This is a genomic window from Shewanella sp. 38A_GOM-205m (assembly GCF_000518445.1).
GTDB classification, from domain to species: Bacteria; Pseudomonadota; Gammaproteobacteria; order Enterobacterales; family Shewanellaceae; genus Shewanella; species Shewanella algae.
The window spans coordinates 85137-110774 of record NZ_JADP01000007.1; the positions used below are offsets into that span (position 1 = coordinate 85137).

Genomic DNA, 25638 nt, shown 5'->3' on the forward strand with positions numbered 1-25638 from the left:
GAAAACCGTGAGCAACAAGATAGATACCCGCAATTTCAGCTTGTTTATGAAAGGCTGCTGGCACTTCCTGCTGCACCTGAAACAGAGATTGCAGGACGATCAAATCAATATCCGAGCCGGTCATCTGGCCTATGTGACCCTGCTGTCGCTGGTGCCCATGGTGGCCGTTACCATGTCTATGCTGTCGGCTTTCCCTGTCTTCAAGGGGGTGCGGCAACTGATAGAAAACTTTATTTATCAAAACTTTCTGCCGGCCGCAGGCGATACGGTTCAGGTCTATATCAACGAGTTTGTCGGCAACGCCTCCAAGGGCACGGCCGTCGGTATCGGCGCCCTGGTGGTGGTGGCCATTTTGCTGATCTCCGCCATAGACAAGGCGCTGAACTATATCTGGCGCACCAAAGAAAAACGCCAGACTGTCGTGTCTTTTTCCATGTACTGGATGATCCTGACGCTGGGGCCCGTGCTGATGGGGGCCAGCCTGGCGGCCACTTCCTACTTAGTATCGCTGAAAATATTCAACGAAGCAGATACTTATGGTGTAGGTACCTTCTTTGTCGCGCGTCTGCCATTTCTGTTTTCTGTTGCGGCCTTCCTGCTGCTTTACACTGTGGTGCCCAATCAAAAAGTGAAGCTGCTGCATGCCCTGCTCGGGGCCATAGTGGCTGCCTTGCTGTTTGAGGCGGGCAAGAAAGGCTTTGCCCTGTATGTGACTCACTTCCCCAGCTACGAGGCGATTTACGGCGCCCTGGCGACGATTCCGATACTGTTTGTCTGGGTCTATCTGTCCTGGATGATAGTCCTGATGGGAGCCGAGATCACCGCATCTTTGCCGGAATTCCTCGATGGTGAAGCCCCATTGGAGCCGCTGGATGACGAACCCGAATCGGCATAATCCGTTTGCCCGCGACTGGCTGGAGGTGGGTGGCGGCCACCGCCTGTATCTGGCGCAATTCGGCAACCCGGAAGGCATCCCGCTGCTGTATCTGCACGGCGGGCCCGGCGCCGGTTGCAACCTTGAAGAGTTGGCGCTGTTTGATCTGCGCCGCTTTCGCTTATTGTTTCTGGATCAAAGGGGCGCCGGCTTATCGCGCTCCGAGAAAGGCCTGGCGCAGAATCACTTCCAGGGCCTGCTCGATGATCTCGAGTCGGTCAGGAAGGCGCTGCGGTTGCCGCGCTGGTGTCTGGCAGGGGGCTCATTCGGGGCAACCTTGGGGCTGGTGTACGGCGGTTTATTCCCTGAGCGGGTCATAGCCCAGACATACTGGGGCAGCTTTATCCCCTCTGCCGAGGGCCGCGATTGGCTCTATGGTGCTGCTGGCGCCGCCAGCCGTTTCCCGGTGGACTATCATGGCTTTTCCCGCTGGCTATCCAGGAGTGAGCGCAGCACTGCGGCGCTGCTGGAAAGCTATGCCAAGGGATTTACCTGCCTCAATGCCCAGGATTATATCCGCAGTTGGCTGCGCTGGGAGCAGCATCTGTCTTTACCCGGGGGGCTGTTGCCGCCGCCAAGGGCGCCTCGGGACAGCAATATGGCCAGAATCGAACTTCACTATGCCCGCCATCACTATTTCGAAGCCATGAGTCTATTTGACGCAGGGCTCAATAACTGGCCGAAACAGACCCGCTTGCTGCAGGGGGAAAACGACTGGGTCTGTCCCACTCACTTGCTGCAGGCTCAGCTTGCCCGCCAGATCCGCCCGGCCGAGTTGCAGCTGGTGGCCGGAGGTCATCACTCGCTGGTGGATGATAAAATGCGTCACGCCGTGGTTGCAGCCCTGTGTGCTATGGGCGACACTGCGGCCTCTTGTGAAACAGAATTAAGGAGTCAGGATTGATCGCCCTGATACAGAGAGTCAGCCGTGCCAAGGTAACGGTTGCCGATGAAGTGACCGGCGCCATAGATAAAGGTTTGTTGGTGTTGTTGGGCGTTGAACGCCAGGATGATATGGCGGCGATGGAAAAGCTGGCCACCAAGGTGATGAATTACCGGGTGTTCAGCGATGACAACGGCAAGATGAACCTCAATCTGACTCAGGTCGGCGGGCAGTTGTTGGTGGTGTCGCAATTTACCCTGGCGGCAGATACCAGCCGCGGTCTGCGTCCCAGTTTCTCGGGTGGTGCCAGTCCGGCTCAGGCCGAAGAGCTCTATGAAGCCTTTGTGGCATTTTGTCGCAGCAAGGGGGTGACCACAGAAACCGGCCGCTTCGCTGCCGATATGCAGGTGGAACTGCTGAACGACGGGCCAGTGACCTTTAATCTGAGTGTTTGATATGTCTGAGCCATCACTGCTTAAGCAATTGGAAAACACCTGGCATGGCACCATCCCCGTCAGTGCCTTTATGGGGATCCGGCCACTGGCTTTTGATGACACAGAATTTCGTGTCGGTGCACCGCTGGCGCCCAACATCAATCTGCATCAGACCATGTTTGCCGGCAGTATCTATACCCTGTGCACTCTGTGTGGCTGGGGCATGCTCTGGCTGCAACAGCAGCGGGCCGGAGTGAGTGGTGATATAGTGCTGGCCCAGGCCGAGATCCGTTATCGGGCGCCGGTGACTGCCAATCCCGGTGAGTTGATCGAGGCCAGAGTCAGCTGGCCGGGCGTGTCACTGACGCCTTTGAGTGAAGGGCGCAGGGTCAAAGTCAGGCAGGAGGTGGAACTCTGGAGTCACGGCCTTTGCTGTGCTTCTTTCTTGGGGGTTTACGTCAGCCAGCCCAAGCAAGAGCCGACCCTGTCCTAGCTGGGATTACCTAGGCTTACAGGTTCGGTTTTAACCTTGTAAGCCCTGGATAACAACCTTTCCTTTCTAAAAAATCGAATTTAATATCAAATTTTCTCCGCTTTTTTTCTATTTTATCCATCAGTAAACTGCTCAGCATAGATTGGAGCAAAAGCTCTGACTCAAACAAATTCCTGAATCGAAGCGGAGCAATATCATGAGCAAAGTATTAGTTTTGAAATCCAGCATCCTGGGTGGTTACTCTCAGTCCGGTCTCTTGGTCGACCACCTGATCAAGCATTGGCAGGAGCAGGGTTCCAGCATCACAGTCAGGGATCTGGCGGCCGAGCCGCTGCCGGTACTGGACGGTGAAATTGCCACCGGCCTGCGCGGCGGCGAACAGCTGAGCGAGCGCCAGCAACAGGCGTTGGCCTTGTCTGATGAGCTGATCCAGGAACTGAAAGATCACGACACACTAGTAATAGCTGCGCCCATGTATAACTTCGGTATTCCGACCCAGTTGAAAAACTGGATTGACCTGATTGCCCGTGCCGGTGTGAGTTTCAGTTACACAGAAAATGGCCCTGTGGGTCTTATCACTGGTAAGCGCGCGGTAGTGATCACTACCCGAGGTGGGGTACATAAAGACTCGACCACAGACCATGTGGTGCCTTATCTGAAAACCGTGCTGGGCTTTATTGGAATTACCGAAGTGGAAACCGTCTACGGTGAAGCGCTGAACATGGGCCCGGATGCCAACGCCAAGGGTATTTCAGCAGCCAAATCTTCGCTGGCTGCCATCTCTGCCTGAGGCAAACATCTCTTCCACCATCAATCTGAACGCCAGTTGCTTGACTGATTTGGTTCTACTGCCCCGGAGGTGACTCCCCGGGGCTTTTTTGTGACGGCTTGTCCGGCTCGAGCGCCTTGCTGCAAAGGGGACAAGCGGCATTGACTCCTTCGGCGGGCCACTGCTCACGATAACGCACCCGCGCAGAGGCTTGGCCGCGATGTTGGCTTATCTGAAATCGCCCGGGCTTGCTTGTCATTATGGTTACTCAGGTTGGCAGCAGACCAACTCCTTGAAGGCGCCGCCGTTGAGCACGCAATCAAAGCCGTTGGCCCGCAGAATTTCGCAGCCCTTCTGGGCGCGCATGCCGGCACCACAATAGAGCACAAAGGGTTCCTGCTTATTCGGTTGCTGCTTTAGCCAGGTATCCAGGGTATCCAGTGGCACATTCAGCGCCTGCGGCAGGTGCCCTTCGGCATATTCGGCGGCCGAGCGGACATCCAGTACCCGAACTCCCTTGGCGATCATCTCATGGCACTGCTCAGGGCTCAGGCAGCCGTCTTGTGGATTGGCGTTGGTTTGCATTTTCAGACTCTCTATCAATTAGAAAATTTTCAATAAGGTTAATCTTATGGAATTGGAAATGCAATGGTCTGGATACTGGCCGTTTTCTCACCAGGGCTGTTTTTTGTTCTATCCTTTGGAAAAAGGAAATGATTTGAAAATAGTGTATGGACAAGAATATGCCAACAGCTCTCTGGCTGCAGGGTCACAACGCTTCTGAGCGCCTGGAGCGCATTCACGATCATCTGTTGCTCAACTACCCTTGGGTGGATCGTATCGCCTGTGCCCTGTATCACGATTCGACCGGGCTGCTAAAAACCTTTATCAACAGCACTCACAGGGGACAGGCCATAGTGGGTTATGAATATCCCATGTCCGACAGCCCGGTGCTCAGCCAATTGGCCGACACAGGGCAGTATCGGGTGATAGACGATATCAAGGCCAATATCTTGCCGGAAAACAGCCATTCGCGTTGGTTGCTGGAGCAGGATTACAACTCCTCCTTTACCGTGCCCCTCTACGATGAACAGAGGTTTCTGGGGTTTCTGTTCTTCGATTCATACCGCGTGGCGGCCTTCGATGCCAAGGCGCAGCGCGATATGGTGCTTTATGCCAACTTGATCAACATGTCTCTGTGCGCCGAACTCAATGCAGTGCGCACTATTCTCGCCTCGGCTCAGGTGGCACGGGACTTTGCCGACCTGCGCGACTTTGAAACCGGCGCGCACCTGGATCGCATGGCGGCCTATTCGGGCCTGATCGCCGGCATAGTCGCCCCCAAATACGGCCTGAATGATGAGCAGATAGAACATATCACCCAGTTTGCGCCGCTGCATGACATAGGCAAGATAGGTATTCCGGACAAGGTGTTGTTGAAAGAGGGGCCCTTAAGCATAGACGAGCGTACTCTGATGGAGACCCATGTGGATAAGGGCGAGTGCCTGATCCGCAAGGTGCTGGGGGATTTTGGTCTGGCGCATCTGCCGGATTCGACCATCATGCTCAACATAGTGGCCTGTCATCATGAGTATCTGGATGGCAGCGGCTATCCCCGAGGTTTGAAGGGGGAAGAGGTGCCGATTGAAGCCAGAATAGTGACTGTGGCGGATATCTTCGATGCCCTCAGCAGCGAGCGGCCCTATAAGCAGGCCTGGCCACTGGACGCCTGTTTCCGTGAGTTGAGAAGTATGGTGGCCGCCGGCAAACTGGACGGCCACTGCGTCGAAGCCTTGGCGGCTTCGACTACACAGATCCTGGATATCATGGGGCGCTGCCGCGATGACAAGGCGGCCTGAAAAGAGGCCTGCAGTGCCGATGCATTCCGCTAAAGCTTTCTTGGGCTTCCTGGGGCTTTCTATGGCTAAGCTCAGTCCTGCCAGCGGCGGAAGATCAACGAAGTATTGATGCCACCAAAGGCAAAGTTATTGCTCATCACCAAGTCGGTATCCAGTGCCCGGCCTTCGGCGCGAATATAATCCAGCTCGGCGCAATCCTCGGCGACATTTTCCAGGTTGATTGTGGGTGCAAACCAGCCATCACGCATCATCATAATGCTCCACCAGGCTTCCAGTGCGCCGCAAGCGCCCAGGGTATGGCCGGTATAGCTCTTCAGCGATGAAAACGGTATCTGTTCACCAAATACTGCGGCGGTAGCCCGGCTCTCGGCGGCATCGCCGCGGTCGGTGGCCGTACCGTGGGCGTTGACATAGCCTATCTGCTGTGGCGCTATCTTGGCATCTTTGAGCGCCAGCCGAATCGCCTTTTCCATGGTGTCGGCGTTTGGTTGCGTCACATGCAGGCCGTCTGAATTGGTACCGAAACCCAGCACTTCGGCGTAGATGCGCGCGCCTCTGGCCTTGGCATGCTCCAGCTCTTCGAGCACCAGAGTGCAGGCGCCTTCGCCTATCACCAGACCGTCCCGGTCGCGATCGAACGGCCTGGGGGTCAATTCAGGAGTGTCGTTGCGGGTACTGGTGGCAAACAGGGTGTCGAACACGACCGCTTCTGTGGGGCAGAGTTCTTCGCCGCCCCCGGCCAGCATCAAATCCTGCTGGCCATACTTGATGGCTTCATAGGCATAACCTATGCCTTGGCTGCCGGACGTACAGGCGCTGCTGGTGGTTAATACCCGCCCCTTGAGGCCGAAAAATACCCCGACATTGACCGCCGTGGTATGGGCCATCATGCGGATATAGCTGGTGGCGGTGACGCCGCTCATATCGCCGTGTTTGAGCATGTCGCCAAAGGCGGTGATGGGATCTGTACTGCCGGTGGAAGAGCCGTAGGCTATGCCCATGGCGCCTGAGGCTATCAGAGGATCATGCAACAGGCCGGCATCCTCCAGCGCCATTTCACTGGCGCGGGTGGCCATCAGAGACACCCGGCCCATGGAGCGGATCTTCTTGCGCGAATAGTGTGCCGGAGTGCTGAAGCCGTTGACCGGCGCCGCCAGACGGGTGTGCAGGCCATCGAACCTGTCCCATTCATCCATGCGAACCACGGCATTTTGGCCTGCCTGCAGCCTGGCCTTGACGCTGTCCCAATCCTGGCCCAGGGCAGAAATGCCGCCCATGCCGGTAATCACCACCCTGCGGCTCATAGCATGCCTCCGTTGACCGAGATCACCTGGCGGGTGATATAACCGGCTTCGTCAGACATCAGGAAGTTGGCCAGGGCCGCTATCTCTTCAGGCTGGCCCATGCGCCGCAACGGCACCAGTTGCTGTACCAGTTCGGGGCTGAAGGCATCGACCATTTCGGTTTCGATAATCCCGGGAGCGATGCAGTTGACCGTGATCTTACGTTTGGCCAGCTCCAGTGCCAGCGCCTTGGTGGCGCCTATGATACCGGCCTTGGAGGCGCTGTAGTTCACCTGGCCACGGTTACCGGCCAAACCGGAAACCGAAGACAGCGTAATGATGCGGCCGCCCTTGCGCCGTTGGATCATCGGCATCAGTGCCGGATGGATCACATTGTAGAAACCATCGAGATTGGTGTGGATGACACAGTCCCATTCGGCCTCTGTCATCGCCGGGAAAGCCGTATCGCGGGCGATACCGGCATTGAGAACCAGGCCGTGATAGGCACCGTTGGCTTCTATGTCGGCCTCAATGACTTGGCGGCAGGTCTGGCGCTCGGCGACATCGAACTGCAGCAGGCTGACCTTGACGCCCAAGGCTTGGATTTCGGCGGCGCTGGCCTCGGCGGCGGCTTGATTGGCATGAAAGTGCAGGGCGATATCAAAGCCGGACTGCGCCAGGCGCAGGGCGATAGCCTTGCCTATGCCGCGGCTGGAACCTGTGACCAAAACTCTCTGTGTCATGCGGAATCTCCCTGCATCGCCTCCAGACTACCGGCAATATAGGCTTGGGTGTCCTGGGGCTGAAAAACGTTTACATTGGCGCTGGCGATCTCTGTGTCGCCATCAAAGATGCGGCAGTCGAACACTGCCAGTCCCGTGTCTTCCTGATAGAGGCGCTGCACCTGGGTCAGGTACTCGCGTCCGGGCAGGAATCCCGGGGTATGCATGCTGAGCTTACGGCTGCCCAGCAAAAAACCGACCCGGATAATATCACCGCGGGCCTCGGCTTCCACTCCGGCCAGTGCTGCTATGCTCTGGGCCATATATTCTATGCCGACATAATTGGGCACCAGAGCCCGGGCGTCATCGAAATAGGGGCTCTGCTCACTAATCTTTACCTTGGTCAGCAGTCTGTCTTGGCTGTGCTCGACCACGGCGTCTATCAGTATCATGGGCGCCCTGTGGGGCAGAAAATCGGCGATATCACGCTCGGTTAAAGGCTGGGTCATTCCGGGGCTCCACGGCTGAAGATCAGGCTGGCGTTGCTGCCGCCAAAGGCGAAGGAGTTACTCATCAGGTGATTCAGTGAGTGGCGACTGCCCTGTTTGACCAGCGGCAGTGCGGGATCATTGCCGTCCTGCTCACCGTCCCACAGGTGCGGCGGCAGTTGCCCATCAGGGTTGAGGGGCGACAACAGCAGCCAGCAGAATACCGCTTCCAATGCCCCGGCGGCGCCCAGTGCGTGGCCGGTCAAGGGCTTGGTGGAACTGCAAGGCGGCAGTGCTTCGGCAAATACCGAGTGCATGGCGCGGCTTTCCATGGCGTCATTCTTGGGGGTGGCAGTGCCGTGCAGATTGACATAGTCGATGTCATCAGGCGTCAGCCCCGCCTGCTTGAGTGCCATCTCCATGGCGGCAATTGCGCCGCAGCCCTCGGGATGGGGCGCCGAGATATGGTGGGCATCGGCCGACTCGCCGACACCGGACAGCAGCACCTGGCCGCTTCCTCTCTCCAGGGTAAACAGCGCCGCGCCTTCACCTATGTTGATGCCGTCGCGGTTGGCGCTGAATGGATTGCAGTGCCCCTTGGAGACAGACTCCAGTGCATCGAAGCCGTTGAGGGTCAATTGGCACAGGCTGTCGACCCCGCCGACTATCACCATGTCGCACAGCCCGGCATCCAACAGCCGTTTACCGGCGGCAAACACCTTGGCGCTGGAGGAACAGGCCGTCGACAGTGTGTAACAGGGACCGCTCAGCTTGAACCAGGCTTGCAGGAAGCGACTGGTGCCCCCCAACTCCTGCTGAAAATAGTGGTAATCCGAAGGGAAATGACCGTGGCGATTGCGGTACTCCAGTGCCTCTTCGCCCTTGGAGATCCCTGAGGTGCTGGTGCCTATGACAACCGCGATGCGTTCCTTGCCATATTTGGCCTTGGCGGCTTCCACCGCCGGAGTAATTTGCAGCGCGGCGCACAGCAACAGAGCGTTGTTACGACAGTCATAGTCGGCAAACTCGGCGGGAATGGCTGGTAACTCGGTGTTCACTACCCCGACTATGGCCGGCCGTTCAAACAACAGGTTGTCGCGGCTGACCATGCCGCGGCTGTCACCGGCGAGCAAGGCGTTAAGCACCTCGTCGGCCCGGTTGCCGAGAGGGGTACAAAAACCCGCATGATTTATGGCTGTAGTTGTCATATCTCTATTTTGGGATCCGGCCCTGTATCCATTACAGGGGCTTAATGTTCAGTTTTAAATCGGCCTGCGGCATGTTCATGGCCACTTCCGCATGCCAGATGTCGGGGCTGGAGTAACTTATCCGCATCAGCTCGCGATTGTCATTGCTCAGCAATACCCGGCACAGGACGGCGGCGCAATCTTCCAGTTTCACCCTGGCGCCATCCAGATAAGCGTTCAGCTTTTCCTCCGGCCAATAGATGAGCTGCAGCAAGGCCAGCAGATATTCTGCTTTAAACTCATTGCCGAGCAGCACACTCTGCTCGCTGGTCAGTGTATGTCCATCGTAGATCAAGGTAAACAGTGCTTGGCCCAGAGGTGCCAGCCCCACCACAGTCATCTGCTGCGGCTGCAGTTCCAGTTGGCTGATAAGCTCATGGCTCTGCTCCCCTCGTTGCAGCCGCACCTGCTGGCTGAGACTGAGCGTTTGCTCCAAAGTTTGAGCTTGAACCGAGCCACTGCCCTGAGGCTCATCTGGCTGCTTTGAGTCTTTGGCAGCCTTGGTATCAGAGGTTTGTCCCTTGGGCGCGGCCTGGTTCAGCGGCAGCGGCGCCAGACAATAACTGACATCCTTTGCCAGGGCAACGCAGGTTTGGCGATACAATAGCTGGCTGCAGCCACTCAGGCCAACCAGCACAGTGGCAAACAGCAGCAAGCGGGTGACAGCGGCTGTCATAAGGCTTCCTCGACAGCGTCGCGGCAGAGGTTCACCACCAGATCCAATCTGCGCCGGGATTCACTGACAAAGGGGTTGTTGCTGTCCCAGGCGTAGCCCGCCAGGATAGAGCAGATCATCTGTTTTATTTTCGGATTGGCGTCTTCAAAGAAGATCACTTCCTGGAATCTGCCGTCATACCAGGCTTCCACATAGGTACGGAAGGTGTTGACCCCCAGCATCAAGGGATCGGCATAATCCTGCTGCCAGTCTACCGCTTCCCCCTTGAGCTGGCGTACCAGACAGTCGCAGGCCAGGCTGGCCGAGTGCATGGCTATGGTCACCCCGGAGGAGAATACCGGGTCGAGAAACTCACCGGCATTGCCCAGCAGGGCAAACTTGTTGCTGGCCAGGGTGCTGACATTGGCCGAATAGCCCTTCAAGGTGGCACAGTCGCGGATCACTCTGGCGTCCTTAAGCAGCGCCTCCAGCCCTGGCTCTTCATTGACTATGGTGCGCAGTTGCTGCTCCAGGCTGCCTTCGAGTCTTGCCAGCAGGTGCGGTTCGGCCACCACCCCCAGCGAACAGGTGCCGTTACTGAAGGGGATCAACCAATACCAGATATCCTTGTTGCGCGGATGCACGCTGATAAGGATCTTGTTACGGTCAAACTCCGGGTCGCTGATATTGTCCTCAATATGGGTAAAGATGGCTGAGCGGGCCGGCAGGCTGGAGGGGCATTCCAGCTGCAGCAATCTTGGCAACACCCGGCCAAAGCCGCTGGCATCCAGCAGATATTTGGCCAGCACTGAATAGACTCGTCCATTTTCGTCTGCCACTGTCAGCCGTGGCTCTGCGCTGAGATCCACCGCGGTGACCGTCTGGCCATAACGTATTTCTACCCCTTGGGTACTGGCGGTGTCGGCCAGCAGTTTGTCGAACTGGCCTCGGGGAACCTGAAAAGTGGTGCCGGGGCCCGGGGTAAACTTGTCACTGAAATCAAAGGTGGTGTAGCGGCCGTTGCGTCGAAAGGCGGCGCCGTTTTTAAACTGAAACCCCGCCTCGGCTACGGCTTCTGTCATCCCAGCTTGCTCCAGCACTGTCATGCAGCAGGGCAGCAGACTCTCTCCGATGGAAAAGCGTGGAAATTGGGCCCGCTCCAGCACCAGGGCATCTACTCCTTGTTGTTTCAGCAGGCTGGCCGCGACCGAGCCGGATGGCCCGGCACCGATAATTACTACATCGACTTGTTCCACGGCATTGGCAGTGTTCACTTTGCATTCCTTGTAAGAGTTGAGGTTAGGGGAGCGAGTAACAGGGTAAAACCTATGCCCAACGCCAGGGTTATACCAAAGGCGGCAATGGCATAGGTGTCACTCAAAGCCAGCAGGCCAAAGGCCAGCAGGGTGGAGGCGGCAGACATCAGCACCGCCAACATCACGCCTCTGGGATGCTGTTTGGCTTCGGCAAAAAACAGGCTGTAGTCCACGCCTATACCGAACACCAACACCAGTGCCAGGGCATGAAACAGGGTCAAGCCGCTGCCGAGCCAGCCAAGGGCACCCAGAGTCAGAATCGCTGCTAGAGTCGGCACCAGCGCCACCCAAAGGCCGCGGCGCAAACCAAAGCGCCAGCTGAAAATCACCGCCGCCAACATCAGTGCCAGCGCCAGCATCAGCAGGGTCAACTGACGGTATTTGGCCATCAGCGCCGAGATATCGGCGACCTTGTCGACCAACTGCACGCCCGGGTGGCTGCTTGCCAGCTGCTTGAGGGCGTCGAGATCGTGGATGCCACCGAGCAGCACTATGGCGGCGTGAGCCGATATTCCGTCAGTGGGGGCGAGGTAGAGGTCACTCAGCCCTGAGGATTTAGCCCCTTCACTGGCGAGCCAGTCTGTGGCCGAGAGCGGTTGGAATTCGGCCCATTGCCTCGAGAGCGGCCCGGCCAACTCGGCATTCAGCCCCAGGGTGTCCAAAACCTTGTCTGTTTGGCGATAGATAAGCCCCTGCAACTGATGATCTTGCTGCTGGCGTTTGATGCTCGGCAAATAGCAGGCGATATTCACGCTGTTGCCGAGTTTGCCTTCCGCAATCAAACGCTCGAGCCCGGGCGCCAGCTGTTCGAGACGCTGCAGCATCTCCTCGGCGCTGTCACCCCGGACCAGCAGGAACTGATTGTCCGTGCCGCCACTCAGCAGTTGCCTGAGAGCATTTTCCGTCTCGCTGACCGCTGGTGGGCTGCTCTGCAGCGCCCGGATATCATCGTTGGCCTTGAGGTCAATGCCGCCAAACAGCAGCAGTAACCCCAGTGGCACCAGGATTAACAGACTGCTGCGCCGACCGAGAGCTTGCCAGAGATTCAGCAAGCGTCCAGCCAGCGCCAGGCGGCTATCTCCGGCAAGCAAAGGGCTGGCGGCTATGGCCGGGTAAGCCAGCAGCAGTGTCAGCCAGGTGAAAATCAGCCCGCTGGCACAGAACACGGCCACTTGTTGCATGCCGGGAAAAGGCGCCAGGCCTATGCCCAGGTAAGCGCCGACACTGGTGATCAAGGCCAGGGTCACGGCCGGGAATATCAGGCCAATCACCTGCCTGGGAGAAGCCTTGGGATGTTGCAAGCGCTCGCAGTAGAAGTGAAAGCTGTAGTCGATGGCGATTCCGATAAGGCTGGTGCCGAACACCAGCGTCAGCAGATGCAGTTCGCCAAACAGTGTCAGGGTCGTGACTGTCGCCGCCAGAAATCCACTGCCCAGGGTGAGCAGTGCCACCGTCAGCGGCATCAAGGAGCGAAACGCCAGCAGCACCAGCAGGATCACTCCAAGCAGGGAGACTAATCCGATACGGTTGATCTCGCTCTTGGCCGATTCTGTGGCGGCCGCGGCATGAAACAGGGCGCCGGCCTTGAGCACTCGAATATCTTGCGGCAGAGGCGCCAAGGCCTGCTCCAGTGCCTTGAGCTGGGTTGCCTGTTGCTGCGGGTTAAAGGCGCTGCCTATGCCCTCGGCCATCACTATGGCTGCATACTGGCCCTGCGGCGTTGGCGCCAACAGTATGCCCTCTGCCTGGGTGAGACTGCGGCCCTCGGCCAGCGACTTGAGCCAGTCGGGGAACAGCAACAGCGGATCTTCGGCAATCAGGTCGCTGCCGGCGGCGCCAAAGGCGCTATAGAGCTGTTGCTGCGCGTTTTGAATCAAAGGCGTTAATTCACCGCTAGCGAGTTGCTGCCTCTGGCTGTCACTGAGCAGCCCCATGCGATAGGGGAAATAGAAACGCCCCAGGGCGCTGAAGCTGTCGGCCTCGGCGCTGCGCACTCTCTTAAAGGCGCCTTGCTCCTTTTCCAGCGCACTTTGCAGCTGTTTGCCGGCGTCGATCGCCTGAGGCTTATCCTTGGCAATCAGGCCGATATACACTTGATTGCCCAGTTTCTGCTCCATGCGTTTCAGCGCCGCTTCGGCGAGCGGATCTTCCTGTACCTTGGGCAGCATGGCGAGAATATCGCTCTGAATACGGCCGCCCTGTTGCCACTGCCAGACGCCAAGCAGAATAAGCAGCGTCAGCAGCCCCAGCCACAACAGCAGGCCAACCGGCGCCGAGAGCCAGGGACGAGCGGGTTCAGGGCGAGGCGACATCAGGGGGTCACCTCGGGAAAGAAGCGAGCGCGCTCGCTGTCATTGAGTGGGGATTTATCCAGTTCAGAGAAGAATATCTGGCTGATATCGCCGTTCTTGGCCAGCAGGGTCAGAGATTCGAGATCCTGATTGCCTTCGAGCACCATTTGCGGCAGCAGAGCTGCCATTGTCTGCTCCTTGGCCTTGAGTCCCAGTTGCCAATGACCCGCTTGGTCATTGAGCAGATAGAGTTCAAACCCTTGGCTCAATGCCTGAATATCACCGGAGAGCAGGGATTGCATCATGCGCGGCAGCATTTCAGCCAAGGCCGCCGGGCCGGCATCGGCCTTGGTGACACTGAGTTTGCCCTGGCTGTCCTGCTGGATAAGCTCGCCCTGTTTCAGCAGCAAGAGGTTGCCAAAGGGAGTCTGCTGTTGCCAGAGCATGCCCAGTTCTCGCTGAAACAGAAATTCGCCGCTGCTGCGAAGTGGTTGTTTCAGCACCCTGAGCCAGCGTACTTGCTCAAACTGGCCTCGGCTGCTGTCGCTGAGGGCCATCTTAGTGCTTAACTGTTGCAGAGCCTGCTCTGTGGCCGGGTTGGCAAAGAGTTTGTCGAATGCCTGTGCCTCCGGCCTGATTTTTCCCTTGGCTTCGGCGGCCAGCACTGCCACCGGCTCTGTCTGAGTGTTATCAGCCGCCACTTTTCCCAATGCCATATTGGCCGGCGCCACTTCTCCCAATACCATAGTGGCTGGCGCCACTTCCCCTAAAGCCATGTTGCTGCAAGCGGCTCCAAACCAAACCAGTCCCAGCAGCCCAAGCAGTAAGGCGGGCTGCCGAGTGAGCCGAAAGCCGAAGGCTGAAGGTTTCATGGCTTGGCCTCGGTAGCCCCGATAAAGGGCGCCAGGCGCTCGCGGAACACCGGCGGGGTCACCAAGCACAGTTCCTGAGTCTGCATATCCACTGCGGCCTGTATGGTGTAGCCCTTGGTGAGGCGCTCACCGCTGGCGGCGTCGCAAATCTGGTAGTTAATCTTCAGTCGATTTTCCCACTCAACCAAGGCGGCACTCACCCGGATCTTCTGCTCGAAACGGCTGGGTTTGACGTATTTCAGCTGCAGATCCACTATCGGCCAGGCGTAACCTGACTCCTGCATTCGGCTGTAGCCGTAGTCGAACCTGTCCAGCAGCTTGCAGCGGGCTATCTCAAAATAACGCAGATAGTTACCGTGCCAGGTAATGCCCATGGAGTCGACATCGTGGAAGGGGATCTCCAGCTCTATTTCAGTGCTGAGGATGGCTTTCATCGGCACACCTCCCACTCCCCGGCTTGGATCTTGGCCAGGGTTTGCCGCAACAAGGCTTCCAGCGGCCTGTCTTCAATCAAGAGTTCAAAGTCGGCTTCCAGCTGCGCCAGGGTGGTAGCTACTGACTCGGTCAGCGACTCACGTTCCAGTTCACCGGCGAGCAGGCGCAGGCGGATCCCCTGACTCATGGCCAGCAGTGCGGCAGCGGCCACCTGCTCGGTCAGTTCCAGCACCCGCAGGGCGTCACGGGCGGCAATGGTGCCCATGCTGACCTTGTCCTGGTTGTGACACTCGGTAGAGCGCGAGAACACGCTGGCGGGCATAGTGTGTTTCAGTGCCTCGGCGGTCCAGGCCGAGCAACCTATCTGCACTGCCTTGAAACCGTGGTTGATGGGGCTGCGCTCGCCCTGGCTGGCCGACAGGTTGGCCGGCAGGCCGTTGTTGAATTTGGGATCCATCACCAGAGCCATCTGCCTGTCCAGCAGATCCGCCAAATTGGCCACCGCATTCTTGAGGCTGTCCATGGCAAAGGCGATATGGCCGCCATAGAAGTGGCCACCGTGGAGAATATGTTCCCCCTCGCCGTCCACTATCGGGTTGTCGTTGGCGCTGTTGAGCTCGGTCTCGATAAATTGGCGCATAAAGGGCAGGGCATCGGCCAAGACCCCGATAATGTGCGGCGCACAGCGAATCGAATATCTGTCCTGCAGTCTATCTGAGTTACGTGGGTGCTCGTGGTGGTTGAGGTCTTCACGGATCCAGGCCGCGACCTGGTTCTGCCCCGGGTGCGGCTTGGCGGCAAACAGTATCTCGTCGAAATGGTTGGAGTTGCCCTTGAGTGTCAGTGAGGCCATGGCGGTAATGCGGGCGCACAGGCGGCTCAGGTACTCGGCCCTGTCATAGGCCAGACAAGCCAGCGCCGTCATCACGGCGGTGCCGTTCATCAGTGCCAGGCCCTCTTTGGGCCTGAGCTTGAGGGCGCTGATCCCAAGTTCGGCGTAGACCTCGCTGGTGGCGCGGCGCTGTCCTTGATAGAAGACCTCCCGCTCGCCAACCAGTACGGCGGCCAGATAAGACAGTGGCGTGAGATCGCCGCTGGCACCCACAGAGCCTTCCTCCGGGATCACCGGCACTATGTTGAGATTCAGCAGCAGGGCTATACGCTCCAGCAGCTCATAGCTGACACCGGACTTACCCACGGCCAGTGAGTTGAGGCGACAGGCCATCACGGCTCTGGCCTGGGGGATCTCCAGCACCTTGCCCATGCCGCAACCATGAAAGCGCGACAGATGCAGCGGCAATTCGTGTACCAGATCCGGGCCGACATTGACGGTACAGGAGTCGCCGTAGCCTGTGGTGACCCCATAGACCACGCCTTCTTCATGAAGCAGGCTGTCGATAAAGCGGGCGCCGCGCTGGATATAGTCACGGTACTCTGCACTGGCGTTGAGGGTCACCGGCGCCCCTTTGGCAATGGCGACCACCTGTTCCAGTGTCAGTGATGTTTGGCCGAAGCCGACCGTCTTGGTGGCCTTAACTGTTGCGCTCATGAGTTGTCCTTGGGGCGGTCAGCAACTTGGTCCTGCCGCCAAAAATCGAAAAAGTTAAACCACTGCAGTGGTGCCTTGCGGGCAAAATGTTCCAGCCGCCGGGCATAGAGGCCTGCTGCCTGTTGCAGTCGCTGCTGCCGCTCGGCTCTCGGGCCTTTGAGACTCTGCTCGAAGGGCTCGAGCCAGACCTTATAGCCCTGCTGTTCCCGCAGGCAGAACATGGTGTAGATGGGGCAGTCCAGCAGACCGGCCAGAATAAAGGGACCCTGGGGGAAGGGCGCCATCTCGCCGAGAAATGGCACTTTCACCGTGCGACCCGGGCTGTGGCTGGAGGTGCGATCGGCGGCTATCACCACCAATTCACCGGCCTCGACCTTGCTTTGCAGCAACATGGAGGTGGCCGGATTGAGTTCGGTGACCTGGAGTAAGTTGAGTTCACTGTCCGGGTTCAGCTGCTTGAGCACCCGGTTGAAGTTTTCGGCATTGCGGGTCATCACCATCACATTGACCTTCACCTTGCGCTGGTGAATGGAGATGGCGCGGCACAGCTCGATATTGCCAAGGTGGGACACCAGCAACACGGCTCCCTGGCCGCTTTGCAACTGCTCGGCCAACTGCTGACGGTCGCTGAACTCCACCTGTTGCAAACGAATGCGATCGCACCAGGCATCGATGCGATCCAGCGCGGCATTGCCGAAGGCGAAGAAGTGGCGCAGGCTGTCGCGCCAAGTCACCGGCTGGCTGAGACTCGGGTGCTGTGGCTCCTGTGCCTGTACCCGCTTTAGAAACGCTTGTGACGCCTCGCGGGCCTGTCGCCCCGTGATAAAGAAATAACAGATCACCGGGTACATGATTGCCCGTGCCAGCCAGTGGCCGCCGAAACGATAGCTTTCGGCCAGCAGCTTGATACCCCAGTAGCTGCCTCGCTCCTTGACGTTGGACCAATGAGCGCCTTGGGGGTTGCCTTGTGCCGCTTGGGTTGGCCCCAGTTTCTGCCCCTTGAGCTTGCGCCACAGCATGGAGAAAAACAGCCTGGTGTGCAGCTTGCTGATCCTTACATTGTCGGCCAGCCCCTGAAAATGGCTGCTGCCGTCTTCCGGGTAGATCACCTTGGTGGGAATATGTTCTATGGCAACACCGCGCCAGTAGAGACGCACCATGACTTCGATATCAAAATCCATCCGCTCGCCGAGGGCTTCGCTGCGAAGCAGGGCCTCGGTGGCCGCCAGTGGATAGATTCGAAAGCCGCACATGGAATCGCGGATATCCAGGCTCAGGGTCTCGACCCAGACCCAAAAATGGGTCAGGTAACGGCCGTAGAGCCGACCCTTGGGCACGGAATCATCATATTGCGGCAGGCCGGAGATCAGCGCCTTGGGGTTGAGCTGTGCTCTGGCTATCAGCGCCGGAATATCTTCCAGATTATGTTGGCCGTCGGCGTCCACCTGTAGGCCATGGGAAAAACCCGCGGCCCAGGCGGCGCGCAGGCCTGTCATCACGGCGGCGCCCTTGCCGCGGTTGTATGGGTGATGCAGCAGGCTGACCCAGTCGCTGTGTTGTTCGGCCAACTGTTGCAACAGATAGCGGGTCTCATCGTCGCTGCCGTCGTTGATCAAAAAGCAGGGCAGCCCCAGCGGTTTGAGGGCTTCCAGCGTCGCAGCGATATGGCCCCTGTGGTTGTAATTGGGGATGATCAGCGCCAGCTTCATTGCTTGGCCTCTGTTTTGAAGGCGATACGGCCCGAGCCGAACTTCTGTTCGCCGTCGCTGTAACTGAAGCTCAGTTTGCCCTTGGCGGGGTTATTGCTGATGCTGAGGGTGACTTGCATATTTGGCAACAGCAGTTGCTGAAACTTGAGCACCTCGAGTACCGCGACTTCGGCATCATAGCCGAATGCCTGGCTGCCGAGACGCACGGCCCAGTCCAGTTGAGTCACGCCGGGCAATACTGGCTGGCCGGGAAAGTGGCCGGCAAACATAGGCAGCTCGGCCGGAATGCTCAGGCGCCAACTGGCTTCATTGTCCTGATGCCGGTGTTGAACAATGGGCGGAAGAACAGACTTAATCATGATCAAACAGCTCAAGAATATCGTTTTTGAGCAACTTGCCCTGGGCGTTGAGCGGCAGCTGCTGTGGATAGCGCCAGCGCCTTGGCAGAGTCACACGTTCAAATTGGCTCAGCAGATGGGCCTTGAGGGCGTTGTTGATGCTGAGTTTGCCCTCGGCTTCCAGCTGTGCCTTGCCGGCGGTGGAAAGCTCTACCGCCGCGCCCAGTTGTACTCTGGGGTTTTCCAGCAGCACCAGATGCGATTGGGTCACCCAGGGATGGGCGTTGAGCAAGGTTTCCATCTGCACCAGAGACAGGCGCTTTTCCTCTATCTTGACGATGCGGTCCAAACGGCCTTCGAGGCAGAACTGGCCTTCGCCCAGCAGCCGAACCTTGTCTTCACAGCGGTATTGGCCGTCGTCTTCGAGATAGGGCGAGCGCAGCAGCAAAGCGCCGTCGCTGTCATTGCTCAGCTCCATGGGGGCAAAGGCCTGCCAGGGCGTGTCGCTGCTCTGTTGGCGCCGATAACCTATGCCGCCGGTTTCCGTGCTGCCGTAGACCTCGATTGGCAGGCTACCGTAGCAGCGCTTGACCCCTTGGGCGGCTTCCAGGCTCAGGGGCCCTCCGGAGCTGAAGATCAGGCTGGGAGTGTGCAGCTGGCGTTCATGCTCCAGCGCATCCGGCAGCCTCGACAGCTGCGCCGGGCTGCTGATCAGGCACAGGTTGGGAAACAGGGCGGTGTAGTAACTCAGGGTTTCCGGGTATTCCACCAGATCGCTGAGGAAGGGGCGACTGGCCGCCAGTGGCCAGAGAATCTTAAACAGCAAGCCATAGATATGCTGGTGGCTGACGGTGGCAATCACGCTGCAGTGTGGCAGGTGAGCGGCGAAGGTCTGCTCCAACACACTGACTTCTGCATCCAGTTGCTGCAGACGCTTGCGAACCGCCTTGGGTTGGCCGCTGGAGCCTGAGGTGAACAGCAGCAGTTCGCCGAACTCATCCCCCTCGGCCATCTGCGGCCAGGGCGAGTGGGGCAGTGACAGCTCTTTTTTCAGCTCGAACCAGATCTTGCCCTCACACAGGGGGCGGTCTGACACTATGGCATCAAACTCCTGGGTCAGTTCGCTGAGAGTACCCGGCTGAGTGTTGGCCGGCAGTATGATCTGCTTGCCCGACAACAGGGCGGCGCAGAGGCCAACGGCGAACAGATCGCTGCTGTCGCAGGCCAATAGCCAACGCTTTTCCGGCCGGGCTTGCAGGCGCTGATGCAGATGATAGACCTGGGTGGCGAACAGTGAACCCGTGACTATGTCATGGTGGTTAAAACTGATCAGTTGTTGCCCTGCTGGGCCTTGGGTAAGCCAGGTTTTCAATAACTCTGTCATAACTGTCCCTTTATGATCGCTTCAGACAAAAGTGGCGATAGAGCCATTCTCCGCCACCGAGCAGCCCCATCAGCAGATAGGCTATCAGGCCGTTGTACAGGGTCCAGGTCTCCAGGCTGGTAAACAGCGTCGTATAAGCCGCCATGCCGCCGTTGAAGACAAACAGACCACACCAGAGTTGTGTGACCCTCACCAGGTAGGGCCTGGCTTCCTCGGGCAGATCCGGCTCGGCCAACCTGGCCAGACGTTCCACCATGCTGGGACCTTTAAGCAGCGAAGAGGCAAACAGCACCAGCATGCAGGCATTGACCAGCACAGGGTAGTACAGCAGCCAGTCCTGACGCTTGGCGAGCAGGCTGCCGAGCGCCAGCAGTAACCCCAGAACGACCGGAGCGGCCAGCGCCTTGAGCTTTTGCTTCCCCAGCAGCAACCTGGCACCGAGCAAGGCCGCCAGCAAGAGTGCCAGGCCATTGCCCGGCAGATAGTTCAGCCCCAGATATACCGCCAGGGGATATCCCAGCAGCAACAGGGCCGTGACTGTCTGAGCCAGGGCGCGCATCAGTCTTTAACCAGTCCCTCGATGGCGTTAACCACGTCGTTGATCGTCCGTACCGACTTGAATTCATCGGGCTGGATCTTTTTGCCGGTCAGCTGTTGCAGTTTGATCACCAGATCCACCGCATCTATGCTGTCCAGATCCAACTCTTCATAGAGGGAAGCCTCAGGGGTTATCGCCTCGGCATCCACTTCAAACTCATCGACCAGGATCTTGCTCAGCATTTCCAATATCTGTTCACGGCTTTGCATGAGCACCTCCTACGCGCGCTGGGATTCGATAAACGCGGCAAGGCTGGCCACACTGTAAAAGTGAGCCTTGGTTGCCTCTGAGTTGGCTTCTATCTTGACGTCGAACTGCTTCTTGATCGCCAAGCCCAGCTCAAGTGCATCGATGGAATCCAGTCCCAACCCCTCACCGAACAGCGGTGCTTCGGTATCTATATCGTCGATACTGATATCCTCAAGATCGAGGCAATCTATGATTAGCTGTTTAATTTCGTTATGTAAGCTCATAATTTATATCTAATTGTTGTTTGTAATAGGTTTCCAGATCTCTGGTGAGTTGGCGTGCCATCCGGGCATCGCCACCGCTTTCGGCATCATATCTCAGATGCGCTATGCTTGCCCCGGTTTCCACTTGCATCTGTATGGTGCGTCTCGGGATTTCGTACCAGGGGTCCTGTTTGGTGAGTCCGGGATGAACCACCCTGAGTACCACTGGCAGAATATCGGCCCCGGTGCGCAGGGCGATATTGGCCGAACCGCGGGCAAAGGGATTGATCGCCGCGCCTTTTACCGTGCGGGTGCCCTCGGGAAAGATGATCAGATTGGTGCCTCTGGCCAACACTTCACGGCAGTCCTGTAGCAGCAGATCGGCGCCGCGGTTGGGAATATAGCCCGCGGCGGAGACGACTCCGCGCAGAAAAGGGTTACGCCACAGCCCCTGTTTTACTATGCAGCCGGCATTGGGCATCAGGCTGATTAACACCACTACATCTATGAGGGTGGGGTGATTGGCAATCACCACCATGCCTTTGGCCTGCTGTAATCGCTGCAGATTGACTGTGCTGACCCTGACCACGCCGGCCCAGGTCAGCATATGCACAAAGCCGCGGAACATGTAGTGCACCGCTTTTTGTACTCTTTGAATGCGCACATCGCGCTCGCCTGGCCAGAACCTCAGCACAGGTAAAATGGTCAAGGAGCTCAGCAAGCCGCCAAGGCCGAAGGCGATATAACAGCTGATGCCGGCGAGCCAACGGGGAAAATAGCCGATACCGGTTGCCGGGGCTGTCATAGCGGCTCCCTTGAGGGTTCCAGCTGCCAATGCCAATGGGCCAGTTGCCCCTGGATTGCCGTGCCGTTTGCCAGTGCCTGCAGCAGGGCGCCGAAGCTCAGCGGCTGCCCGGCGCCGGTCTGCTGGCTCAGGGTAACTCGGGCGATGCCGGTAACCTTGGCCGGGGCCAGCTGCAGAGACAAGGCCAGCGGCAGTTCCATCTCTTGGGTAAATTCATCATAGACGGGCGGCACAGGGTCATCGCCGAACACCAATAGCAGGGGGCTGGGGTCCTCGGCCAACTGGGCCCAGGCTTCCAACATGGCTTGGGAGAGGGTATCTGTGCCCGCCGCCACTGAAGTGGAAGCGCCAGTATTACCCGTGACTATGCCAAACAGACCGCTGGCGGTGTTGTGAACCGATTGGCTGAAACCCATGGGGGAGAGTGGCTGCCTGGCAATAATATCCTGCAGCAGTTCTATGGTGCGATTGAGTTCGCCATGGCGCGAGGCAAATACGCTGCGGCATTGGCTGGGGGCTTCAGCCTGAAAGGCGGCTTCCAGCATCATTTTGCTCAGGCGGCTGAAACGGCGCCGCTGCATGGCGGCAACCTGAGGTAACTTGGGGGCAATGCGATCGCTGTCATCAAGGGCGCAGTTGCTACTTTGCCACTGCTGCCAATCTTGCTGCTGTTGATACTCCGGGGACCAGGCTCCCCAGGAGAGAATACTGAACGCTAGTTGCACTGCTTTGCCTCTGACACAGATCTTTGTTGCTATCCCTTACGGGTCGTGAGGGAGTGAATCTGTCGGGTCGGAATGCGACCGCCGTACCGATTGCCCGTTCCCTCTGAAACACCGGTACAAAGGGCCATATTCTACACTGAAAGTACGGGTTTTAAGAAGGGGTTTAGGTTACAGCTAAAGATCAGTTACAACTTTTCGCTAACAAGGGAATCACCCGGCGGGCGCCGGGTGATTCAGATGCCGCTCAGTTGCTCAGCTGGCTCTGCAGCCGCCGCAGTACCGTCTTGATCTTACGGGTGTTGTCGGGACCCATACGTACCAGCATTTTCTGCGCGTTGGGCAGGGCTTCCAGTTTGGGATCGACAAACTTGTAGTTCACGCTGATGGCGTACAGCTCGATAGGATCTTCTATCACTGGGGTTGCCAACAGCACCTTGATGGCTTGTTGCATCCGCTCATCGAATTTGAGGTTGGGATAACCCAGCTCATCGAAGGCCTGCTCCAGCAGCGGCGACAACTGACGATAGGTGTTGAGCAACTGCTCGTCGTTGAGGCCGGTGAGAAAGTCGGCGTAAAGGTCGTATCTGTGATAGCTATCCGGATCCAGATAGGTCTTGTTGGAGATTTCAGATACTGTGAAGGTGTCGCTCGGACCTTTCATCGGACTGGTTTTACGGGCCAGTTCGCCTTGGGCAAGGTTATCGACAAACACCACGAACTGGCGTACCAGATCTTGTTCAACCAGCAGTGGCTCTATCTTCATGCCATCAGCCATTGCCACGGCCTTTTCATGAACATATTCATCACTTTCGGCCAGTGAAGGCAGAGGTTGTTCCGGCTCGACTTCGGGCTGAACCACTTCAGGTTCTGGCTCGGGTACGGTTTCAGGTTCAGGCACCTGGACTTGGGTTTGCAGCGGTTCGCTGGGAGCGGGTTCGGGGAGTTCAACCTGGGTGGGCTCTGCTGCTTGCTGCGGCTCTTGTTCGCCGCTGAAATAGTAGTAGGCTCCTCCTGCAATCAGCAATACCAACACCAATAGGATGATAGCAATGCCACTGTTGCCAGAGGACTTTTCCTGCGGCGCGATTCTATCTTCTTGATTGACTTGCATTGGATTTCCTTTCATTGATACCTGTGAGGCAGCGCCTCTCCCATTCTGCAAATATTGGCCATCTTGTCCAGCGTTCGGCCGCCTGGCAGCAGGATTTATTTGTGAAATATTGCCAGTAGAGCAGATCCTGTGGTGATTGACTTGAACCCCGGCTGAACTCTCGGCAACTTTGTGACGTTTTTAGCGCACTAGGCCTGAACATACTGCTGCCGGTCGCCCAGCCAACGCTGAATGATGGCATCGACATTCTCCGGTGCCTGGCTCATCACGTGGCGAGCCAGTTTCTGGATGTGGGGAATAAGCGCCTGATCCCGTACCAGATCGGCCACCTTCATATCGGCTATACCTGTCTGGCGGGTGCCCAACACTTCACCCGGGCCGCGGATCTCCAGATCTTTTTGGGCAATGACAAAGCCGTCGTTGCTCTGACGCAATACTCCAAGCCGTTTGGTAGCCGTGTGTGACAGCGGTGCCTTATACAGCAGGACGCAGTGGCTGGCCACGGCGCCGCGACCGACCCGGCCGCGCAACTGGTGCAGCTGTGCCAGCCCGAGCCGTTCCGGGTTTTCGATGATCATCAGACTGGCGTTGGGCACATCGACCCCCACTTCAATGACAGTGGTGGCCACCAACAACTTGAGTTCGCCGCGTTTGAAGCTGTCCATGACTTGTTGTTTTTCGGCGCTCTTCATACGGCCATGTACCAGGCCTATGCTCAGCTCCGGCAGGGCGGCACGCAGTTCTTCGCAGGTGTCTTCGGCCGCCTGGCATTCGAGCACCTCTGATTCCTCGATAAGGGTGCAGACCCAGTAGGCCTGGCGACCGTCATTGAGCGCCGCCTGACGTACCCTGTCGATCACCTCCTGACGCCGACTGTCACTGATGGCCACTGTGGTGACCGGGGTACGCCCAGGTGGCAACTCGTCGATGATGGAGGTATCCAAATCCGCATAGGCTGTCATCGCCAGGGTGCGGGGAATAGGGGTCGCCGTCATGATCAACTGGTGGGGATGAAAACCCTGGCTGATGCCTTTCTCTCTCAGCCCCAGGCGCTGATGCACGCCGAATCTGTGTTGCTCATCTATGATGATCAACGCCAGCTTGTGAAACTGTACCTGCTCTTGAAAGATGGCGTGGGTGCCTATCACCATGTGGGCACTGCCGGAGGCGATATCCTCCAGCGACTGAGCCCTGGCCTTGCCCTTGAGCTTGCCCGCCAGCCAGCCGACTTTGAGCCCCAATGGCTCCAGCCATTGACTGAAATTAATTGCATGTTGCTCGGCCAACAGCTCTGTGGGCGCCATCATGGCCACCTGATAACCGTTTTCTATCGCCTGCAGTGCGGCCATGGCCGCCACCAGGGTCTTGCCCGAGCCAACATCGCCCTGAACCAGGCGCATCATGGGTTGCGGCTTTTCAATATCGCGGCCGATATCTGCCACCACTCGCTGCTGCGCCCCCGTAGGTTTAAAGGGCAAGGCGGCGAGGAAGGGATTGAGTAAAGCGCCGGTGGCCGGCAAAGGCACGGCTTTGTCATGATTACTGCGCTCCCTGAGCTTGAGCATAGACAGGTTATGCGCCAGCAGTTCTTCCTGCACCAGGCGTTGCTGCGCCGGGTGTTGCCCCTGTTCCAGACGGTAGATATCGACATCCGCCGGGGGCCTATGCAGGGTGCGCACCGCCTGAGCCAGGCTTTGCTGATTGGGGCGCAGCGCCTCGGGTAGCAACTCCTGCAGTCCGTCCTCCTGCAGCAGGTTTAGAGCCTGCTCGGTCAATTTCATCCAACTGGCCTGCTTGAGCCCTTCAGTGGTGGGATAGATGGGCGTCAGGGTTTCACTGAGGTTGGGCGGTTCGTCGCCTTTGAGTATCTTGTAATCCGGATGAATGATCTCGGCCTGGTGGTTACCTCGGCGCACTTCGCCGTAGGCTCTAATGGTCAGACCTTGTTGCATGGCATTGCGCTGGGCGGCTGAGAAATTGAAGAACCTCAGGGTCATGGTGCCGCTGTCATCACGGACATTGCAGATCAACATACGCTTGCGGCCATTGATGATCTGGCTGGACTGAATTTCGGCTTCTATGGTGCCGTAGCTGCCGGGTGTGAGGCTGGCTATGGGGTAGATGCGGGTTCTGTCTTCGTAGCGCAGCGGCAGGTGGAACAGCAGATCCTGTACCGTGTTGATTCCGAGCTTGTGCAGTTTCTCAGCCATTTTAGCGGCTACGCCCTTGAGCTCGGTGATAGCAATAAGATCCAGTCTCTGCAAACCTTTAGCACCGGATTACTGT

General features: G+C 57.9%; 28 protein-coding genes. 6 read left to right on the top strand and 22 right to left on the bottom strand.

Annotated elements, in window-relative coordinates; translation table 11 throughout:
• Positions 1-7: 7 nt before the first annotated feature.
• The 5 genes from N512_RS22585 (at position 8) to N512_RS0108560 (ending at position 3534) form a co-directional block, all read left to right on the top strand.
• Entirely contained in the window at positions 8-895 is an 888-nt protein-coding gene (locus N512_RS22585) for a virulence factor BrkB family protein (protein ID WP_051472719.1), read from the top strand.
• Positions 873-1838 (top strand): alpha/beta fold hydrolase, encoded by a 966-nt coding sequence (locus tag N512_RS0108545; RefSeq protein ID WP_028780048.1) that lies wholly within the window; start codon positions 873-875, stop codon positions 1836-1838. Before N512_RS22585 ends, N512_RS0108545 begins: the two co-directional genes overlap by 23 nt.
• On the top strand, positions 1835-2272 hold the full coding sequence (gene dtd / locus N512_RS0108550; protein WP_028780049.1) for a D-aminoacyl-tRNA deacylase: 438 nt from the start codon (positions 1835-1837) through the stop codon (positions 2270-2272). The genes N512_RS0108545 and dtd overlap by 4 nt, the downstream gene beginning before the upstream one ends.
• A 1-nt stretch (position 2273) precedes the next feature.
• Complete coding sequence (locus N512_RS0108555; protein ID WP_028780050.1) at positions 2274-2744, top strand: thioesterase domain-containing protein; 471 nt, start codon at positions 2274-2276, stop codon at positions 2742-2744.
• A gap of 196 nt (positions 2745-2940) precedes the next feature.
• Positions 2941-3534: an FMN-dependent NADH-azoreductase gene (locus N512_RS0108560; RefSeq protein WP_025010143.1), complete on the top strand. Its 594-nt coding sequence runs from the start codon at positions 2941-2943 to the stop codon at positions 3532-3534.
• 55 nt (positions 3535-3589) lie between these two features.
• Here N512_RS0108560 and N512_RS0108565 read toward each other — a convergent pair whose 3' ends face one another.
• Together N512_RS0108565 and N512_RS22590 are read right to left on the bottom strand one after the other, a co-directional pair.
• Complete coding sequence (locus N512_RS0108565; protein WP_028780051.1) at positions 3590-3772, bottom strand: hypothetical protein; 183 nt, start codon at positions 3770-3772, stop codon at positions 3590-3592.
• 5 nt (positions 3773-3777) lie between these two features.
• A complete protein-coding gene (locus tag N512_RS22590; RefSeq protein ID WP_051472720.1) occupies positions 3778-4098 on the bottom strand; it encodes a rhodanese-like domain-containing protein in 321 nt (106 codons plus the stop codon).
• Between the two features lie 158 nt (positions 4099-4256).
• Here N512_RS22590 and N512_RS0108575 point away from each other — a divergent pair, with 158 nt between their 5' ends.
• Positions 4257-5372, top strand: a complete 1116-nt coding sequence (locus N512_RS0108575; protein WP_231473547.1) for an HD-GYP domain-containing protein — start codon at positions 4257-4259, stop codon at positions 5370-5372.
• Between the two features lie 71 nt (positions 5373-5443).
• On the opposite strand, the gene N512_RS0108580 is transcribed toward N512_RS0108575, so the two are convergent.
• From N512_RS0108580 to recG, 20 genes are all read right to left on the bottom strand, one after another.
• The gene (locus tag N512_RS0108580; RefSeq protein WP_028780053.1) at positions 5444-6676 is read right to left on the bottom strand and encodes a beta-ketoacyl-ACP synthase; all 1233 of its coding nucleotides are present in this window, start codon (positions 6674-6676) and stop codon (positions 5444-5446) included.
• Positions 6673-7398, bottom strand: coding sequence for a 3-ketoacyl-ACP reductase FabG2 (locus N512_RS0108585; protein ID WP_028780054.1), 726 nt, complete (start codon positions 7396-7398; stop codon positions 6673-6675). The genes N512_RS0108580 and N512_RS0108585 overlap by 4 nt, the downstream gene beginning before the upstream one ends.
• Positions 7395-7886 (bottom strand): ApeP family dehydratase, encoded by a 492-nt coding sequence (locus N512_RS0108590; protein ID WP_028780055.1) that lies wholly within the window; start codon positions 7884-7886, stop codon positions 7395-7397. The genes N512_RS0108585 and N512_RS0108590 overlap by 4 nt, the downstream gene beginning before the upstream one ends.
• Entirely contained in the window at positions 7883-9073 is a 1191-nt protein-coding gene (locus N512_RS0108595; RefSeq protein ID WP_028780056.1) for a beta-ketoacyl-[acyl-carrier-protein] synthase family protein, read from the bottom strand. The genes N512_RS0108590 and N512_RS0108595 overlap by 4 nt, the downstream gene beginning before the upstream one ends.
• Positions 9074-9104: 31 nt before the next feature.
• Positions 9105-9788: a DUF3261 domain-containing protein gene (locus N512_RS0108600; RefSeq protein WP_028780057.1), complete on the bottom strand. Its 684-nt coding sequence runs from the start codon at positions 9786-9788 to the stop codon at positions 9105-9107.
• The gene (locus N512_RS0108605; protein WP_028780058.1) at positions 9785-11041 is read right to left on the bottom strand and encodes an NAD(P)/FAD-dependent oxidoreductase; all 1257 of its coding nucleotides are present in this window, start codon (positions 11039-11041) and stop codon (positions 9785-9787) included. Before N512_RS0108605 ends, N512_RS0108600 begins: the two co-directional genes overlap by 4 nt.
• Positions 11038-13395 carry an MMPL family transporter gene (locus N512_RS22595; RefSeq protein ID WP_037474548.1) on the bottom strand — a complete coding sequence of 786 codons (2358 nt, stop codon included), beginning with the start codon at positions 13393-13395 and terminating at the stop codon, positions 11038-11040. Before N512_RS22595 ends, N512_RS0108605 begins: the two co-directional genes overlap by 4 nt.
• The gene (locus N512_RS22600; protein WP_051472721.1) at positions 13395-14246 is read right to left on the bottom strand and encodes a LolA family protein; all 852 of its coding nucleotides are present in this window, start codon (positions 14244-14246) and stop codon (positions 13395-13397) included. The genes N512_RS22595 and N512_RS22600 overlap by 1 nt, the downstream gene beginning before the upstream one ends.
• Positions 14243-14680 (bottom strand): acyl-CoA thioesterase, encoded by a 438-nt coding sequence (locus N512_RS0108620; RefSeq protein WP_028780059.1) that lies wholly within the window; start codon positions 14678-14680, stop codon positions 14243-14245. Before N512_RS0108620 ends, N512_RS22600 begins: the two co-directional genes overlap by 4 nt.
• Entirely contained in the window at positions 14677-16230 is a 1554-nt protein-coding gene (locus N512_RS0108625) for an HAL/PAL/TAL family ammonia-lyase (protein ID WP_028780060.1), read from the bottom strand. The genes N512_RS0108620 and N512_RS0108625 overlap by 4 nt, the downstream gene beginning before the upstream one ends.
• Positions 16227-17939 carry a glycosyltransferase family 2 protein gene (locus tag N512_RS22605; protein WP_051472722.1) on the bottom strand — a complete coding sequence of 571 codons (1713 nt, stop codon included), beginning with the start codon at positions 17937-17939 and terminating at the stop codon, positions 16227-16229. The genes N512_RS0108625 and N512_RS22605 overlap by 4 nt, the downstream gene beginning before the upstream one ends.
• The gene (locus tag N512_RS0108635) at positions 17936-18298 is read right to left on the bottom strand and encodes an ApeI family dehydratase (RefSeq protein ID WP_028780061.1); all 363 of its coding nucleotides are present in this window, start codon (positions 18296-18298) and stop codon (positions 17936-17938) included. Before N512_RS0108635 ends, N512_RS22605 begins: the two co-directional genes overlap by 4 nt.
• Positions 18291-19661: an AMP-binding protein gene (locus tag N512_RS0108640; protein WP_028780062.1), complete on the bottom strand. Its 1371-nt coding sequence runs from the start codon at positions 19659-19661 to the stop codon at positions 18291-18293. The genes N512_RS0108635 and N512_RS0108640 overlap by 8 nt, the downstream gene beginning before the upstream one ends.
• Positions 19662-19671: 10 nt before the next feature.
• On the bottom strand, positions 19672-20220 hold the full coding sequence (locus tag N512_RS0108645) for a hypothetical protein (protein WP_028780063.1): 549 nt from the start codon (positions 20218-20220) through the stop codon (positions 19672-19674).
• Positions 20220-20468 carry an acyl carrier protein gene (locus N512_RS0108650; RefSeq protein ID WP_028780064.1) on the bottom strand — a complete coding sequence of 83 codons (249 nt, stop codon included), beginning with the start codon at positions 20466-20468 and terminating at the stop codon, positions 20220-20222. Before N512_RS0108650 ends, N512_RS0108645 begins: the two co-directional genes overlap by 1 nt.
• A 9-nt stretch (positions 20469-20477) precedes the next feature.
• Positions 20478-20732 carry a phosphopantetheine-binding protein gene (locus N512_RS0108655; protein WP_025010130.1) on the bottom strand — a complete coding sequence of 85 codons (255 nt, stop codon included), beginning with the start codon at positions 20730-20732 and terminating at the stop codon, positions 20478-20480.
• Entirely contained in the window at positions 20719-21516 is a 798-nt protein-coding gene (locus N512_RS0108660; RefSeq protein ID WP_081737118.1) for a lysophospholipid acyltransferase family protein, read from the bottom strand. Before N512_RS0108660 ends, N512_RS0108655 begins: the two co-directional genes overlap by 14 nt.
• Positions 21513-22241 (bottom strand): beta-ketoacyl synthase chain length factor, encoded by a 729-nt coding sequence (locus tag N512_RS0108665; protein WP_028780066.1) that lies wholly within the window; start codon positions 22239-22241, stop codon positions 21513-21515. Before N512_RS0108665 ends, N512_RS0108660 begins: the two co-directional genes overlap by 4 nt.
• Before the next feature lie 244 nt (positions 22242-22485).
• Positions 22486-23352 (bottom strand): DUF3014 domain-containing protein, encoded by an 867-nt coding sequence (locus N512_RS0108670; protein ID WP_028780067.1) that lies wholly within the window; start codon positions 23350-23352, stop codon positions 22486-22488.
• A 188-nt stretch (positions 23353-23540) separates the two neighbouring features.
• Complete coding sequence (gene recG, locus N512_RS0108675; RefSeq protein ID WP_025010126.1) at positions 23541-25616, bottom strand: ATP-dependent DNA helicase RecG; 2076 nt, start codon at positions 25614-25616, stop codon at positions 23541-23543.
• Between the last annotated feature and the right edge of the window lie 22 nt (positions 25617-25638).